General features: G+C 54.3%; 16 protein-coding genes and 1 pseudogene. 13 read left to right on the top strand and 4 right to left on the bottom strand.

Going from position 1 to position 16,541, the window contains the following annotated elements; genetic code table 11:
- Positions 1-271 precede the first annotated feature (271 nt).
- The 9 genes from H9S92_RS06370 to H9S92_RS06330 all read left to right on the top strand — a co-directional run bounded on the left by H9S92_RS06370 (position 272) and on the right by H9S92_RS06330 (position 8,638).
- Positions 272-1,366, top strand: a complete 1,095-nt coding sequence (locus H9S92_RS06370; RefSeq protein ID WP_187465678.1) for an IS110 family RNA-guided transposase — start codon at positions 272-274, stop codon at positions 1,364-1,366.
- Between the two features lie 363 nt (positions 1,367-1,729).
- On the top strand, positions 1,730-2,641 hold the full coding sequence (locus tag H9S92_RS06365) for an endonuclease/exonuclease/phosphatase family protein (protein WP_222936002.1): 912 nt from the start codon (positions 1,730-1,732) through the stop codon (positions 2,639-2,641).
- Between the two features lie 163 nt (positions 2,642-2,804).
- Positions 2,805-3,947 carry a cyclic dehypoxanthinyl futalosine synthase gene (gene mqnC, locus H9S92_RS06360; protein WP_187465876.1) on the top strand — a complete coding sequence of 381 codons (1,143 nt, stop codon included), beginning with the start codon at positions 2,805-2,807 and terminating at the stop codon, positions 3,945-3,947.
- A gap of 171 nt (positions 3,948-4,118) precedes the next feature.
- Positions 4,119-4,697, top strand: a complete 579-nt coding sequence (locus tag H9S92_RS06355) for a hypothetical protein (protein WP_187465875.1) — start codon at positions 4,119-4,121, stop codon at positions 4,695-4,697.
- Between the two features lie 173 nt (positions 4,698-4,870).
- Entirely contained in the window at positions 4,871-5,443 is a 573-nt protein-coding gene (locus H9S92_RS06350; protein WP_187465874.1) for a hypothetical protein, read from the top strand.
- 77 nt (positions 5,444-5,520) lie between these two features.
- Positions 5,521-6,114 carry a hypothetical protein gene (locus H9S92_RS06345; protein ID WP_187465873.1) on the top strand — a complete coding sequence of 198 codons (594 nt, stop codon included), beginning with the start codon at positions 5,521-5,523 and terminating at the stop codon, positions 6,112-6,114.
- On the top strand, positions 6,111-7,031 hold the full coding sequence (locus H9S92_RS06340) for a hypothetical protein (RefSeq protein WP_187465872.1): 921 nt from the start codon (positions 6,111-6,113) through the stop codon (positions 7,029-7,031). The genes H9S92_RS06345 and H9S92_RS06340 overlap by 4 nt, the downstream gene beginning before the upstream one ends.
- Before the next feature lie 75 nt (positions 7,032-7,106).
- Positions 7,107-7,748, top strand: coding sequence for a hypothetical protein (locus H9S92_RS06335; protein WP_187465871.1), 642 nt, complete (start codon positions 7,107-7,109; stop codon positions 7,746-7,748).
- A gap of 62 nt (positions 7,749-7,810) precedes the next feature.
- Positions 7,811-8,638, top strand: coding sequence for an SDR family NAD(P)-dependent oxidoreductase (locus H9S92_RS06330; protein ID WP_187465870.1), 828 nt, complete (start codon positions 7,811-7,813; stop codon positions 8,636-8,638).
- Between the two features lie 434 nt (positions 8,639-9,072).
- Here the strand turns inward: H9S92_RS06330 and H9S92_RS06325 are convergent, their stop codons facing one another.
- A complete protein-coding gene (locus H9S92_RS06325; protein ID WP_187465869.1) occupies positions 9,073-9,723 on the bottom strand; it encodes an SPOR domain-containing protein in 651 nt (216 codons plus the stop codon).
- Positions 9,724-10,027: 304 nt separating this feature from the next.
- Here H9S92_RS06325 and H9S92_RS06320 point away from each other — a divergent pair, with 304 nt between their 5' ends.
- The 3 genes from H9S92_RS06320 (at position 10,028) to H9S92_RS06310 (ending at position 13,846) form a co-directional block, all read left to right on the top strand.
- A complete protein-coding gene (locus tag H9S92_RS06320) occupies positions 10,028-11,260 on the top strand; it encodes a metal-dependent hydrolase (protein ID WP_187465868.1) in 1,233 nt (410 codons plus the stop codon).
- A gap of 199 nt (positions 11,261-11,459) precedes the next feature.
- Positions 11,460-12,305 (top strand): lysophospholipid acyltransferase family protein, encoded by an 846-nt coding sequence (locus H9S92_RS06315; RefSeq protein WP_187465867.1) that lies wholly within the window; start codon positions 11,460-11,462, stop codon positions 12,303-12,305.
- Positions 12,306-12,316: 11 nt separating this feature from the next.
- Positions 12,317-13,846: a BCCT family transporter gene (locus H9S92_RS06310; RefSeq protein ID WP_187465866.1), complete on the top strand. Its 1,530-nt coding sequence runs from the start codon at positions 12,317-12,319 to the stop codon at positions 13,844-13,846.
- Positions 13,847-13,965: 119 nt separating this feature from the next.
- Here the strand turns inward: H9S92_RS06310 and H9S92_RS06305 are convergent, their stop codons facing one another.
- Genes H9S92_RS06305 through gwsS form a run of 3 tightly spaced genes read right to left on the bottom strand, consistent with a single transcriptional unit; the run spans position 13,966 to position 16,119 of the window.
- The gene (locus H9S92_RS06305) at positions 13,966-14,649 is read right to left on the bottom strand and encodes a TlpA family protein disulfide reductase (protein ID WP_187465865.1); all 684 of its coding nucleotides are present in this window, start codon (positions 14,647-14,649) and stop codon (positions 13,966-13,968) included.
- The gene (locus H9S92_RS06300) at positions 14,646-15,467 is read right to left on the bottom strand and encodes a hypothetical protein (RefSeq protein WP_187465864.1); all 822 of its coding nucleotides are present in this window, start codon (positions 15,465-15,467) and stop codon (positions 14,646-14,648) included. Before H9S92_RS06300 ends, H9S92_RS06305 begins: the two co-directional genes overlap by 4 nt.
- A gap of 31 nt (positions 15,468-15,498) precedes the next feature.
- Positions 15,499-16,119, bottom strand: coding sequence for a grasp-with-spasm system SPASM domain peptide maturase (gene gwsS, locus H9S92_RS06295; protein WP_290283622.1), 621 nt, complete (start codon positions 16,117-16,119; stop codon positions 15,499-15,501).
- A 101-nt stretch (positions 16,120-16,220) separates the two neighbouring features.
- Here gwsS and H9S92_RS06290 point away from each other — a divergent pair.
- A pseudogene (locus H9S92_RS06290) lies at positions 16,221-16,541 on the top strand (transposase); the annotation flags it as partial.

Genomic DNA, 16,541 nt, shown 5'->3' with positions numbered 1-16,541 from the left:
GGACGCTTGTACGTTTGCAGTAGGGTCGTTATCGCTTGGTCGCTCTAAGCAAAAATAACTACTTTACTTCTAGCCGAATGCAGTTCATCGGACGCTAAGACGGTCTTTACAGATCAGTTACTCCCGTAGGTTGTACGCTTCGGTTAGAAGGCTTTTAGAGTCACGATAGCACTTAATCCAGTAGCTGCTTTTGCCACTAGGAACTGTAAAGATTACAAGGCTGGACGACGGAAGTTCTTCGATCATTTTTTCACTTCCTCAATCTTCTTTTATGCAACTCATAGCCTACAGTATTGGAGCTGACATCGCCTGCGAGACTTTCGAGGCCGTAATCCAGAAAGTGTACGCTAACCGCACTTCGGAAATCGTCACTAAACGGAGCTTCAATAACACTCGTGGGGGGCACACCCAGTTCGTCAAATGGGTGGGTAAAAACGCCCCTGATCGGTCCTTAGTGCACGTGGTGATGGAAGCCACTGGACGCTACTACGAGGACCTGGCTTACGTTCTGTTCAATGCTCAATACCGCCTGAGTGTGGTGCTGCCCAACAAGATCAAGAACTTCGCCCGTAGCCTTAACGAATACTCCAAGAATGACCCCTTGGATGCGCGCATTATCGCCACTTACGGGGCCATGTACAATCCCAAGGCGTGGCAACCAATGAGTCCGTTGATGCGCGAATTGCGCGAGCTATCCCGTGAGCGTCAGTCACTTATGGGTATCCTTACCCAGGCTAGAAATCGCCTACACGCACTGACCAGTAGCAAATGCCCGCGCCTGGACACGGTCAAGCGACTCAAAGAACAGATCAAATTTTTCACCCGCCAGATCGACCAAATCGAAGGAGAAATGGACGAGTTGCGGGATGGGGACGAAGCGCTGCAAATCAACCACGCGCTACTGTGCTCCATCCCCTTTGTGGGTTCCGTCACGGCCTATACGCTCTTGGCCGAAACGGACGGATTCGCGCTCTTTGAGAACCGCGAACAACTCATTAAGTATGCCGGTCTAGATATCATCGAAAACCAGTCTGGGAGTTCGGTTCGGGGCAAGACGAGGATCTCGGGCCGAGGCAACGCTAGAATCCGTTCGGCACCTTACATGGGCCTGGCGGCGGTCGGTAATCACGATAGCGTGTTCGGAGAGACCTACCGCAGGGCAATCGACAAGGGAATGGCCAAAAAACAGGCACGCACCGCAACAGTACGTCAGGTACTTAAGGTAGCGTTTGGAGTGGTGAAGTCAGGGCAGCCATACTGCGAGGATACCCACCGGAACCGGGCGGGTAAAAGGGTAGGCGAGCCATCGAGCTCGCCTACGGTGACTGAGCCGAGAAAACAGCCCGTCCTTGAACCTCAAAACTAGCAAAAACTTTCAAAAAAGCTTGGTTTTTAACATAGCACCTACGGGGACCTCGCCCACTAATCCATTTATAACTACATCATTTTCAGTGTTTTATCTAGGATCCCGTAGCGTCCTGCCAGGCCATGGAGCGGAGCGGAAGGGCCTGGCAGGACCTGCGGGCGTCCGATCTGGCCATCCACCCTCAACTGAAATTGGAAGGCATTTTTTTACATGAACCAAAGTTTAGCCATTCCAGCGTACTATAGGGCTGAAGTCGATTTCAACAGGGAACTAAAGTTGGGCAACAGCCTCCCAAACCATAAAGAAAACCCATATTTGCCCAAGCCGCTGGTGCAATAGGTTCCACGGCCGCAATGCAATACCATGTTTAAGCACAACATTTTTCTCCTCGCCTTGCTGCTGCTGCTCCCGCTGGGGGCGCGGGCGCAGGCGATAGTCCCGGAAGCGTTCGGAGTGCCGGGCAGCGGACAAAAAGCGGGGGACGTCGTCAAGGTCATGTCCTACAACATCCGCCTGGATGTAGCCAGCGACGGCCCGAACGCCTGGCCCGAGCGGCGGGACTTTCTGGCCAGCCAGGTCCGGTACCACGCGCCCGTCGTTGTGGGCATCCAGGAAGGCCTGCCGCAGCAAGTCGCCTGGCTTAATGAACACCTGAAGGACTACAGCTACGTGGGGGAAGGCCGCGACGGCGGAGACCGGGGAGAATACTCCGCCCTGTTCTACCAACGCCAACGCCTCGTGCCCGTCCGCTCCGGCACCTTCTGGTTATCGCCTACGCCGGAGGTACCTTCCAAGGGCTGGGATGCGGCGCTGAACCGCATCTGCACCTGGGCCGAGTTTAAAGACCGGGTGGGGGGGCACCGCTTCATGGTATTCAATACCCACTTCGACCACGTTGGTGAGGTCGCCCGGCAGGAGAGCGCGGAGTTGCTGCTCGCCGCCATCGATTCCCTCAACCCCAAAGACCTGGCCTTTGTGCTGATGGGCGACCTCAACCTGGAGCCCCACTCCGCCCCCATCCAACACCTGAACGAGCGGCTGACCGATGCTTTCACCGCCGCTCCCCTCCGCCTGGGACCGACGGGGACGTTTACGGGTTTCGACTACACCCGGCCCGCCAGCCGCCGCATCGACTACATTTTCATCGGCAATCTGCCAAAGACCGCGGTCAGGGCCTTCGCTACCCTCTCCGATGCGGTAGACGGCCGGTACCCGTCCGATCATTTTCCCGTATCCGCCACCTTGCACCTGCGGCCGCGCCCTAAACGGCCTTAAGTACCCTTCCGCTCGCTGTGCCCCGAGGAGCGGGCCGTTCGTTAGGCAACAAAACCCTGGCAAGGAGCCCGCAGGAAGGCAGACGCCGCAGAACTTTCATTTTTTATTGAAACTTCACAACCAGGCCCCCGCCCGGGTGTTCTGTTTCCTTAAGTTTGTACCTATGCACGCCGCCGACCTCCTGGAAAAAGGACTCAATAAAGAATGGCTTACGGCCGAAGAAGGGGTCTTCCTGCTGGAAAACGCCGGTACGGCGGACCTGACCTACGTGGCCAACCAGCTGCGCTTCCAAGCCGTTCCGGAGCGGACGGTGACCTGGATCATTGACCGGAACTCGAACACGACCAACGTCTGTATCGCCAACTGTAAGTTCTGCAATTTTTACCGCCGGCCCGGCCACGACGAAGCTTACATCACCACCATCGAGGAATACAAGCAAAAGATCGAAGAGACTTTTGCCTTTGGCGGCGAGCAACTGCTGCTCCAGGGAGGCCACCACCCCGATCTGGGACTGCGCTTTTACTGCGACCTCTTCCGGGAACTCAAGAGCCTTTACCCCACGCTGAAGCTCCACGCGCTGGGTCCGCCGGAAATTGCTCACGTGAGCAAGCTGGAGGGGATGTCGCACTACGACGTCCTCAAAGCCCTTCAGGAAGCGGGCCTCGATAGCCTGCCGGGCGCGGGGGCGGAGATCCTGAGCGACCGCGTGCGGCGGCTCATCAGCAAGGGCAAGTGCGGCGGCGAAGAGTGGCTGGACGTGATGCGGGCGGCCCACCAGCTCAACATCACCACTTCGGCCACGATGATGTTTGGCCACATCGAAACCAACTGGGAGCGGATGGACCACCTCGTCCGCATCCGCCAGGTGCAGAGCGAGAAACCCGCCCATGCGAAAGGTTTTTTGGCCTTCATCCCCTGGCCTTTCCAGGACGAAGACACCATCCTCAAAAAGATCAAGCGGGCGCGCAATACCGTCACGGGCGACGAATACGTGCGGATGATCGCCCTGAGCCGGATCATGCTGCCCAACGTGGTCAACATCCAGGCCAGCTGGCTGACGGTCGGTAAGCAAGTCGCCCAAATTTGTCTCCACGCCGGGGCCAACGATTTTGGGTCCATCATGATTGAGGAAAACGTCGTTTCCGCCGCTGGTGCACGCTGGCGCTTCACGGCCGATGGCATCCAGGAGGCGATCCGGGAGGCGGGTTTCCGCCCGCAGTTGCGGACGCAGCAGTATGAATACCGGGAGTTGCCGGCGCATACTTTGCAGCAGCAGTTGGATAGGGAGGCGATGATTGTGGATTAGAACAGGAGAAAGCCTAAGTAGTGGGCGCGGCCGCAGGATGCAAGGAACGTTGCAAAGCAATGCCCGTACAACTGCCTGGTCTGCTTACTGCTGATTTGTGGATTTTAGCCAGTGGCACGTCCTTACCGTACCGGGCGTTTTTGCCTGGCCACCGCTAAATCTTCTTTTTTTATGACCCGTCTTTTTTACCTCGCTTACGGCCTGGTGGGCATCTGCTTGCTGTTGGCCGCCCATAAGGCCCCCGTTAAAAGTCTGCTGCAAACGTCCAACGGCAATTACGTCATCCTCGAAAACCAGGTCGTCCAGGCCAGCCAATTGCTGAGCCCGGAGGATGCCGCCACCCTGGCGGACTTAGCGGTAAGCGGCTTCAAACAGTACAAATTCATCAAGCGGAAAGTCTTCAAAAAAGCGATCAACCACACCGTCACCAAGCACACCACTTCCAAAAAGCAAGCCATCCCTACGGAGATCGAAACCCTGCTGGCCAAGTACCAGCCGCAGGACGTTGGCGACGGCTACTTCATCGCCGATAACCGGGTGGTGCAAAAATGTCGTCCACTGGCCTTCGAAGACTTCCAGGCGCTGCAAGAGATTGCCAGCCGGGCCGACGCGGGCGGTACCATCAGCCACGGCGTATTCATGGTGGATTACGTTGACCAAACCATCGTCAAACTGGACGAAAAGGACGCGAAGGTTAGTCCCGCCGTACTCGACCGCTACGCGGCAGTAATGAAAAAGTACCTGCGTTAGGCCCTTGCGCTGTCCCATCTATCCCCACCGGATGGAGCTCCACTACAGGAAATCCTGGCTTGCTTTATGGAATCCCGGATGGGTTTACGTCCGTACCGTGGGTTCACTTTCCCGGAACCAGGGTTACCATTTCGGTGGCCTGCCCGCCGGACTTCTTTAACTCAATTCCCATCATGAAACGATTCTCATCCCTCCTCTTTATTCTTCTCGCGGCCGTGCTTTGCGTCGCTGCGGCCAAGGCTCCCGTAAAATCGCTATTACTGGACGACAACGGCAACTGGCTGATCGTCAAAAACCAGGTAGTCCGCACCACTAAGGCACTCAGCCGGGAAGACGCTACGCGGCTTGCCAAGGCGGCCCAGGGCTTTAACGAGACGGACGTTGTCAACACCACGGTACATACCACCGCCGTCAATCAAACGGTCATGAAGCACAAAACGGACCTGAAGGCTAGCCCCGCCGGCCGGGAAATCCTGAGCATTCTGGCCAAGTACCAGCCGCAGGAAACGCCCGTGGGCTTCCTGGTCGTCAATAACCAGGTCGTGCAAGCCAGTCGGCCCCTCAGTGGCGAAGACGCCAAAAAGCTGCGGGCCATCTCCGTGGAGAACAAGCAGGCCAGCACATTCATCAACAAGAAGGTGTACGAAGATTTTGTCGACGAGTCCCTCTATTCTACTGGCGTGAAGGATGGTGGTCCGGAACTCCGGGCCGAGTATGCCCGCGTAATGAGCAAATACGAACGCTAAACCTTGTGTGCTCCGGTACCTGCTAAGGACGTGGTACCGGAGCACATTTTTCCTTTGCTTTTCTCAACGCCAGCATCATGTACACCCTCGCTAAATTACTGGGGATCGGCGCGCTGCTCCTCATCATCTGCGCCAACGCTGCCCATACGGCATTTGACAGCTATTACGGCTTTTACTACGAAGACAGCAATACTGCGGAATTGCTGGCGGCCAACCCGGCCAGCCGTTTGGCCGCCGCAGTGGCCCAGGCCAAGCCCGTGCGCATGTTCTGTGGCTACACGGGGTTTGGCACCGGCTACGGTTTTTTCGCGCCCAACGTCGCCAGTGATTTTATTACGCTCTACGAGGTGAAGGACGCTTGCGGGGAAAGCCTGCGCCAAACGAACCTGCCGCCCTTTCACCACAAGGAAAGCGTCATCCGCTACCTCTCCGCCACGGGGATGTTTCTGGACAAGATCACCAAGGATTCCGTCGAGCTGGGTTTACAAAAAGACTTTCTTGACGTCGTGCAGCGGCAGATGGCCGACTACGTCCGCCGCCAGGATACGCACGCCGCTTCGGTTACCCTGGACTTGTACCTCTACGACTACGCTACCCTGGCCGCAGCGCCCCGGGCGGAGCAGTTGGAAAACCTTTTCTACGTCGACTCCCAAACCAGTACCCAACCATGAAATTCGTCCAGGAAAAATACGCGGCCCTCGTACGCTTCTTCTTTGCCGACGATGCGGGCAGTCGCTCGGAAAGCCTCCGGGCCCTGCGCTTCTTCCGCAGGGCCGTAGGGGCCATCGTCTTGCTTCACTTCTTCGCCATTCGCCGTGATTTTGCCGACCTTTTCGGTACCAACGGGATAATTCCCTGGGATGTGGCGAATCTCTACGTAGCCGATTTTCAACTCACCCTGCCCCGCATCATTGTCTTTCTGGAGACCTTTGGAATCGCGGCCCCTACCACCCTGGTCTGTTTCCAGGCCGCCTTTTACGCCGCTGGCATCAGCCTAGTGCTCGGGATCTGGCCCCGCGTTTCAGCTTTGGTGCTGCTGCTTTTGCAGGTGTCCGTCGTGTCGGGTATTGGCTTTTTGGCTTACGGGGTGGACTTCTTCACCAGCATGGCCCTTTTCTACCTTGTTCTGGCCAATACCGGGAAAGGGGGCAATCCTCTTCCCGTCCGCCGTACCCTCCAACTGCACTTGGGTATTGCCTACTTTTTCTCGGGCCTGGTGAAACTGCTGGGATTCAACTGGTGGAACGGAGAATCCATCTGGAAGGCCATCAACCTGCCCTACGTCAATCGCGACTTCGCCTTCGATTTCACCTGGCTGGCGGATTATCCCTGGGTATTTGTCGCCATCGGCTGGGCGACCATCGTCATTGAGCTCTTTCACCCGCTTTTCATCGGCTGGAAGAAGTCCCGGGCCTTCTGGTTGCTGGCGACTGTAGGGATGCACTTCGGCATTGCCATTGTGCTGAACCTTTACTACTTCAGTGCGATGATGATCGTCTGGAACCTGGCGGCGTACCACGCTTTCGCGTCCCTCGGCCGCCGTCCGGTGGGGCATACTTTGGAGCAGCTGCCAAAAATAGCGGCTTAAGTCCGCAACTACCGTACACCATAGAATGGGGTGAGAAGCGCCGGGCATTTGTCTGAAAACCGTACATTCGGGCCCATGTCCACCACCAAATCCATCATCTTAGCCGTTGTTTGCCTGCTGGCGGGGCTGGCCATTGGCTTCAACCTCAGCGAAGGAGACGCGCGGACCACTGACATCCGCTGGAAGTACGGTAACTCCGAACTGGTCATTGATCTGGAAAAAGACATGGCCGACGATGAAACCCTGCTGGGCAAAATCTTCAGTACCGACTTCTCCGCCTCCGGCGCGGAAGCCTGGCTCAAGGCCCAGCGCAAGCTGTACCGCTACGACGATCCCGCCCTGGCCACCCTCGTCGGCGGTCTGGACTACGACGCCCCCGCCGCCCGCGAATTCCGCAGCCTGAAAGACCGCCGGATCGGTCCCTGGGCCTACCAGACCCAGGAGGTGCGCGTGGGCATCCCTTCCCGCGACTTCCAGCCCGCTGCGGGCAATGCCAACGTCTGCGAATCGGGCATCTTTTACCGACAAAAGATCGAGGTTTTCCTGCCCAGCCGCCCCGACCATAAGGTCGTCCTCAACGCCACCGGCCGTTACGCCTGCCCCCAGAATTACGAATTTCCCGATATTCAGCTCAGCCGCGAGGACGCCAAATACCTCTTTGGCTACGATAACTTCAGCAAGTACGAAACGGCCGCCGCCATCGTCATCCAGGAATAGGGCGAACGGATAGTCCGCCCCGCCCGCCCCGCTTTTTTACGTGTTTTAAGCCCTTCCAGATCATGCCCGATTTTCAGCAAAAAGTAGTGGTCATCACCGGCGCTGGCTCCGGCATCGGCCAGGAACTCGCCTGGCAGCTCTCCGCCCGCGGTGCCATCCTGGCCCTCAATGACTGGAAAGCCGAGGCCCTCGACCAAACCTGGGAGACCCTCCCGCCAGCCAGCCGCGGCTACCGCGAGGTGTTTGACGTGGGCGACCGCGCCGCCGTAGAAGCCTTCGCCGAAAAAGTGCGCAATACCCTCGGCCGGGTCGACGTCGTGATCAACAACGCGGGCATGAGCCTTCCGCCCAAAGCCATCATCCATACGGTGGTGGAAGACTACGAAAAGGTGCTGCGGGTCAACCTCTGGGGCGTCATCTACGGCTCGCTGGCCTTCCTCCCTGCCCTGCGCGAGCGGCCGGGCGGCACGCTGGTCAACATCAGCAGTGTCTTTGGCTTGATGGGCTACCCCGGCTCCGCCCCCTACAACGTCAGCAAGTTCGGCGTGCGCGGCTTCACCGAAACCCTGCGCGTAGAAATGCTGGGCACCGGGCTCAACGTCGTTTGCGTCCACCCCGGCGGCATCAAAACCAACATCGCCAACAACATTGAATTTGCGGACGACCGGGAGCGGCAACGCTTCGCCCGCAACTTCGAAAACCAGGCCAAAACCACTTCCGCCCAGGCCGCTGCTACTATTCTCCGCGGACTGGATAAGGGCCACAGCCGCATCACCATCGGCTCCGACGCTACCTTCATTGATCGGGTCACGCGCCTGCTGCCCGCCCGCTACGAGACGGTGCTGACGCGCTGGCTGAACCGGGAGAAGTTCTTAGCCGGGAAAGCTTAAGTTCAGGTACTTTTTGCTTGGGCTGCTGCGCAGCTCCTTTTTTCACCACTAAGGACACTAAGAGGCACTAAGAATATGCACCGCCTGACCCCGGAGGGGTCCCCCCTGAAGTTGAGCTGCCCCGCCTGACCCCGGATGGGGTCCAACCTTAATAACCCCGGATGCAGGATGCGTAGCATCCGGAATCCGGGGTACTCCCGCAAAATCATGCGTAGCATCCGGAATCCGGGGTACTCCCGCAAAATCATGCGCAGCATCCGGAATCCGGGGTACTCCCGCAAAATCATGCGTAGCATCCGGAATCCGGGGTACTCCCGCAAAATCATGCGCAGCATCCAGAATCCGGGGTACTCCCGCAAAATCATGCACAGCATCCAGAATCCGGGGTACTCCCGCAAAATCATGCACAGCATCCGGAATCCGGGGTCCCCCCATCACTCCCTCCTCCGCATCACTTCCGCCTCAAAGCCCTTAGCGCGTACGCTTTGCGCCAGGCGATTGGCCTCGCTGTAGCTATCGGATTGCCCGGCCAGCGCCACGGCGTAAGTGCTGCGGTTGAATTTCTCCAGCCGCGTTTCTGCAAAGCCCGCCTTGCGCAGGGCGCGCACCCGCTCATCCGCGTTTACCATCTGCCGGAAGCTGCCGGCGATGACCAGATAACGCCCCTCCGAAGTTTCTACCGGCGTAGTCGGGTAGTTGGGGGCGGGATCGGGGCGCACGGGCGGGGTCCGGACGGAGGTCGTACTTTCGTAGGAGGGGCTATCGTCGTTGGCAGGGACACCCTCGTTGGATGGACTATTTTCTGGTCGTGGATCCGCTTCTTGAGCGGCAAAATTAGCGGCGGCGATGGAGTCAGCGGCCGCCTCCTCGGCGGAAACGGGTTGGAAGTAGGGGTCGAGGTTCGTGTTGGCGCCCAGGTCGGCCGGGGCGCGTTCCTCCGCGTAATCCGTGGGATCCAAAACAATCGGGGGGGCAGTATTGCCGGGCTGATCATCCGTAGCCTGGAGGGCGGCGTAAAAAAGATAAAGCACTGCGGCGATGCAACCGATCAGGATAATGGGCAGAAGGATGGATGTGTTTTTCATGGTATGCAGTTGTTAAAATCACTTTTTTTTGGGGTCAAAGGGCAATACTTCTGCGCCAAAACGCATTTTTGCCACGTCGTGATGCCGGGCAGGTCGGCCATTTGTGCCCCGAAAGTACGCGGGTATGGTCATTTGCCCTATTCATTACGCAAAAATTGTTCAAGTGTTTGCTTTTTGGAAAGACCGTTTTCGAGGGCGCCCGCAGGGTGCCCTCTTTTTTTTGCCACTGCGCAGGGGGGCCATGCAGTACCCGGTGAAGGAAGTGGCGGGCGAACCAAATCGGGGCTGGTAAAGTTCCCGGTCCATGGATTCACTCACGCAGATTATTCTCGGGGCCGCGGTAGGCGAAGCGACCCTCGGCCGCAAGGTCGGCAACCGCGCCATGCTCTGGGGCGGCATCGCGGGCACCCTGCCCGATCTCGACGTTCTGGCCAACGCCGTAAGTGACCCCATGAGTGCCCTGGCTTACCACCGCGCCTTCACCCACAGCTTGCTCTTTGCCGTTCTCGCCGCGCCGTTGCTGGGGCTGGCCATCCACCGGCTGTACGGGGGCAAAGACGGCCCTTTGCCGGGTCCCTGGGCCTACCCCGCCTTGCTGATGCTTTTTTACGCGATGCTCACGGCGGGCAGCTACGCGATGCCCATCGAGATCTACCACATCCCGGGCATTACGCTGGCCATTACCCTGGCCTTCGGGGGCATTTTTCTGGTGGTGGCGGCGCTGCGCTGGCTGCGGGGTTTTCCGCAGAAGATCCCCAACACGAGCTGGGGGGGCTGGACGCTGCTGGCCTTCGGGGCCATCGTCACCCACCCCTTGCTCGATTGCTTTACGGCCTACGGCACCCAGTTCTTACAGCCGCTGGCCAGTACGCGCATCACCTGGAACACCATCTCCGTCGTCGATCCGCTCTACACCCTGCCCTTTTTGGCCTTGCTGGTTTGGGCGCGGACGCAGGTGCAGGGAACGGCTAAAAGGCAATGGCTGAACCGGGCCGGCCTCGTCCTTTCCTCGGTTTACCTTCTCCTCACCGTCGTTAATTACTTCAACGTGGAGGGCATCATGGAAGACAGCCTGGCCGAGGAGGGCATCGAAGCGGAATCCCTGGTCGTATCCCCCAGCATCTTCAACAATGTACTCTGGTCGGGCACCGCGCGCGAGGGCAAAGACGTGTTCTACTTCAGCCAATACAGCCTGTTTGACCGTGAGCGCAGCTTTGCGCCCTACACCCGCATCGAGGGTAACCACGCTTGGCTGGCGCCCTACGCCAACGACCGCGACCTGCGCATCCTGCAGTGGTTCACCAAGGGCTACTACGGGGTAATGCCCGGCAGCGGCGGCAGCGAAGGACAGGTGCAGGTCAATGACCTCCGCTACGGCCTCCTCGACGAAGACCCCACTTCGCCCAGCTCTTACATCTTCAGCTGGCAGGTGGATACCACCGTCCACCCCGTCCGGGCCTGGCAAGCGCCGCCGGGAGACAACGTCGATATGAACGACCTCTTCAGTCGCCTCTGGAAACGGATTAAGGGGATTTGAGCGGCGGGGCGGACTTCCCTCTATTGCCAGCCGCTACCCTAGCAGTTTCCCCAAGACTTTGTTTACATTTGTGTGGACCAACACTTTATCCCTCATCGCTCTGTAGTTAGTTGACACAACTAAACTGAGGGCGATTTTTTAATTCATACACACGCTTACGCTTTCTATTCACTTTTGCTGTTAATACCATGAGAACCACATGAGCTCCGCAAATACTGGCGAAGACCTCGCGTACAGCGGCTACAATTTCAGCTACGCTAGCCCGGAAGACGGCTGGCTTAAACGCCTCGTCATTACCACCATCGAACATCGCACGGGAAAACCTGAATTACAACGCATTTATAATGAGCTGCACGCCAATAATCCTGACCCCTACAAGATTTGGCAGGAGATACTAGACAAGCTCAACATTACTTTGGATTTTGCTGAGGAACAACTCAAAAAAATCCCTACCGATGGCCCGGTTATTTTTGTCGCCAACCACCCTTACGGCGTAGTAGATGGCGCCATTTTCCTTCATTTGGTTTCCAGGATCCGCAAAGACTATTTCTTGCTGATCAACGAGGTACTCTCCAGAGAACCGATTTTAAAGGGGCATTTATTGCCCGTTGATTTCCGAGGGGACGAAGCCGCTTTGCAATGCAATTTAAACACCAAAGCAGAAACGACCCGGCGGCTCAATAACGGGGAAGCCCTCATCATTTTTCCTTCCGGGGCAGTAGCTACTCGCCCCCGGTGGTCTTGGAACGGAAAGGCGGAAGAATGGCCCTGGCGCCGCTTTATTTGCACCCGCATTCACGAAACAAAGTGTACGGTGGTGCCCCTTTATTTTCACGGTGAAAACAGCAATTGGTTTCATTGGGTAAGCAAGTTCAGCATGAACCTTCGCCTGGGTTTGCTCCTGCACGAAGTGAGGAATAAACGAGGAAAAACCATTCGCATCGAAATAGGCGACCCCATTGCCTACCGGGAAATGGAACAGTATACCGACCGGCAGGCACTCATCGAGTACCTCAAAAAGCGAACTTTTGACTTAGCAAAGTAAAATCATTTCCCATGTTCAAATCCTTGAACTTACGCGTGTTCTTACCACCCTTTTTATTGCTCCTGGTAAGTTCAGTGTTGAGCATGGCCTACGAAGCTTCGTTTTTAACCCAGGTGAACCACTTAAACGCCTGGATTCTCCAGCACTTCGACTGGTTGTTTTCCTGGGCGACGTTCTCCTTTTTAATTTTAATACTGATCATCTATTTCACGCCTTTTGCCAACATAAAAATAGGGGGAAAAGACGCCAAACCCATCCTTAGCCGCTGGAAATGGTTCAGCATTTCCTTGTGTACAACCATCGCAACGGGTATTCTTTTCTGGGGAACGGCAGAACCCATTTATCACCTCAACAGCGTCCCTACGGGCCTGGGCATTGAAAATGGCAGCTCCGAAGCCGCACAATTCTCGATGAGTACCATGTTTATGCACTGGACGCTCACGCCGTACAGTATTTACACGGTAGCCTCATTGCTCTTTGCGTTTTCATTTTACAACCTCAAAAACAATTTTAACCTCGGCGCATTGATTTCCCCTGCTTTCGGCAAACCTATTCATCGCAATGCGCTGGGACTCATCAATGTCATCAGCTTATTCGCCTTAGTGGCAGGCATGGCCGCCTCCTTAGGAACGGGCATTCTCACTATTTCGGGCGGCTTGAATGCCTTGTTTGACTTTCGTCAATCAGTTGGATTGAATTTTGGCATCATGGCGTGTATTGTAGTGGCATTCACGATCTCCGCTTCATCGGGATTGCTAAAAGGCATCCAACTTTTATCCGATTACAACATCAAAGCCTTTATTGGCATCGCTTTTTTTGTGCTGATTTTTGGGCCCATTGCCCAATCTTTCTCCTTGGGCATCGAAGGCCTGGGCGAATATTTTACCCGGTTTTTCGAACGCAGTACGGATGTACAATCCAATATCGATACCGATTGGCAACGGAGCTGGACCGTATTTTACTGGGCAAATTGGCTGGCCTGGACGCCCGTTACCGCCCTATTCCTCGGGCGGATATCATTGGGTTACACCGTGCGGCAATTCATTCATTTCAACTTATTCTTCCCCGCGCTATTCAGCGCACTCTGGATGGTCATTTTTAGTGGAACCGCCATTGCCTTTGACCAAAACATGTTCCCGGGCCTACTGCAGGAAGTCTTACAAAACGAAGGGGCTCAAAGTGTCATTTACGCCATTTTTGACAAACTGCCCTGGACGGGCGTCATCAGCATCTTTTTCCTGTTTATTGTCTTCATCTCTTTTGTAACCGCCGCAGATTCCAACACCTCCGCCTTGAGCAGCATCAGTTCTTATAATGTCAGCCAGGAAAATGCGGAAGGAGCGAGCATCACCAAAATACTGTGGGGACTCATCATTGGCTTCGTTGCCTTCATTATGATTTCCTATTCGGGTATTGATGGGATAAAAATGCTGTCTACCATCGGTGGCTTCCCCATCCTGTTTTTCATGATCCTGGTGGCTTTTGGCTTAGGGCGCTTGGCATTTTCGAGGAAATACCGGGAGCGGATTTCGCAGATCTAAGCGCGTTGCGATTCTTGAAGAGGTATCGCCGGGTGCATTGTGCGCAGCGCGAAGGCAAGGTGAGGTATTTGTCACCTCCAGCCCTGGGTTTGGCCGGAAAACGGGGGTATTCGCTGCCTCTACTTCGTCACCAATGTGCTGAGTAAAGTGTCTAGTTTGCTTGCGGTAGAGACGCCATTGGAAGATTGTCCCTTGAAAATAGCCAAGATTCGGTTCTCTTCATCCGTAACGATTGTGGTGGGGTAGCCTGTCGTCAGTCGGAGTCGGCTGTTTATCAGGTCTTGCCCGTCGGCAATGATGGTAAATGCAAACGGATGGTCTTCCAAGAATCCTTCCACCTCCGATCGAGGATCCGGCGTAACGGCCCAGTAATTTATTTCCGCTACGCCGTATTTGTCGACGAGCGCATTCAAGTCAGGGATTTCGGCTAGGCATGGTTTGCACTCCATGAACCACGTATTGATCACATTTATCTTCCCCTCTAAATGGGAATCATCCACTGCAAGATCCTGTAACGTGGTCGATTGGAAGCTGGGTAGGATGGCCCCTATGAGGCACTGCTCATCGAACCCATCGTAGACATACCCAATTTTGTCACTCCCTTCAACGGAAAACGTGGAAACCTCCACATTCTCCATACACCGGAGGTATCTGGCCTCATAAGCATCTGGCTCTACCTGGCAGCCGGACAGTAGAAAAGCGATGAGGAACAGCGGGGCCAGGAGCGCACGGGAAACGTTCTTGGCAGATCGTGTGCGGTCAAGTGGACGGGCGTTTGCTGGATGGTTGGGATTTTCGGTCATTGGGGGGTTGCTTTGAGGGATGCGGTGCGTTCTTCGAGTAGTTCCATTTCTTCTAGGCTCAGATGACTTCTGAATTTATTGGTAAATTTTTCTCTTATGGCTCCATCCGTTTGGTGGTGTAGGATATAAACAAATGTTGACGAGTACTCGTAGCCAACCTTACTTGGCACTGGATAGCCAACAGCCGTAAAGATGCTATCCATTGCCAAAAGATTTATCGCGTCAAGTTCCTCTTGAAGCTTCCATAAAGAATCTTTCGTTGCTTGAGGCATGTAATAGGAACGGCCTATTTGGCGCCGGTATTTTTGGTCGTTCTCGTCTAGCGCTTTGAGTTTTTCGATGAGCGCTAAGTCAAATTTAAGGGAATCCAGAACAGGTCGATTAGCAAGAAACTTGCGCGTCCTTTCTTCCTCCCGTGCTTTGTAAATGGCGTAGGAACTTGTGGAGTCTTTCAACTCACATAGTGCAAAAATTTCCTGGTATGCTATGGTATCCATCGCGTACAAATGTCGAATAAAACCCTGTTCGGCTAAGTAGCTGATCTCATATATATTTTCACAGCGCTTGATATCTTCACTGATATATTGCCGAAGATGATCATAAATGATTTCTTTGGGGGCTTTCAAGTTGGCCAACTGGAAAGAAATCTCAAAATGATCTCTACTTTCGTAAGCTTTTACCAGATTGGTTTTAAAAATTTCATAATTTTGGTTGGAAAGCGCCTCGTGTTGCGCTGGCACATACAGCTTATTGTTGTTGCAGTTAAATATCGACAAAGGAAGCAGTGCAAATAAAGCGACACAAATAGTTGATTTCATACCTAATTTTGATTTTTAAGTGGTTTGTCAATTACCGGAGGGGGTTATTTCTCCAATCGAATAAAGAATAGTGTTCAATTACACTTTTTTTACTACTATCGAAAGTCCATTCCTGCCATTCTCCCGTGTATGGATCATATCCACATTTCAGGGGTTTGCTTAGGGATTCTTCCGGGTTCTCAATATAAGCCCTACAATCTGTACAAACATATCGAAACTCGCAATCTTTACAGACATTTATCAAATTTTTATTAATATTCCACTTGTCTTTAAAGGAAGGCTTTTTAAGGATTTCCTCGAATGTTATATTTCCAGCAATACCAAAGGAATCACTCATTGAAGGACAATTCTTTATACGCCCCTCAACATCAATGGCTATTTTCCTATTTAGGCAGGAATTAAAATTCACTGATTCGGTAAAAGTTTTTGTATTTATTGTAAAAAAAGAAGGCGATATTTTCCCACAGCACTTTTCTGAATATACAGCTTCCTTTGAATAAAAAATTAGACCAAAAACGTCTTTCCGAGTATTAATAAATTTATTTTCAGGAGAAGAAAATACGGTGAATGAAAAAATATAAGGATTTAATTTTCCTAAATTGGCTAAATTTTCCGGTGTCGTCTCTTCGGAATATGGCAATATCACCTCGATTGACTTAACAATGGTCCGCTACGGTTTGAGGCAACACTTTAGCAAAGTATGCATATAAAGAGGGCAAGCCCTATCTTGTTGGTTCCTTACACCGTACAGATATGACTTGCCCAACGAAGATCGAAATCCTCGTCGCCTCAATTTTGCAAAAACTTCCTGGTATTTCCGCATGGCGCTACCGCTTTTTGCTCCATCTTTTCGTTTTGTGGCCCTCAATGATTGGCCGACGGAACTTTGTCAACCTAGGTCGTCAAGGCGAATATTCTGAGTTCACTTACCGTAAGCACTTTGGTAAACGCATGGATTGGCTGGGCTTCAACAGAGAGTTGAGCGAGCCGTTTTTAGGCCCCAACCGTATCATTGCTCTCGACCCCTCATACCTGAGTAAGAGTGGCAAGCATACTGCTGGAGTCGGTTATTTT

Origin of the sequence: Neolewinella lacunae (genome assembly GCF_014349155.1) — a bacterium.
Classification (GTDB): Bacteria; Bacteroidota; Bacteroidia; order Chitinophagales; family Saprospiraceae; genus Neolewinella; species Neolewinella lacunae.
Note: the sequence above shows the minus strand (reverse complement) of the source record. Positions and strands in the feature narration are given on the sequence as shown.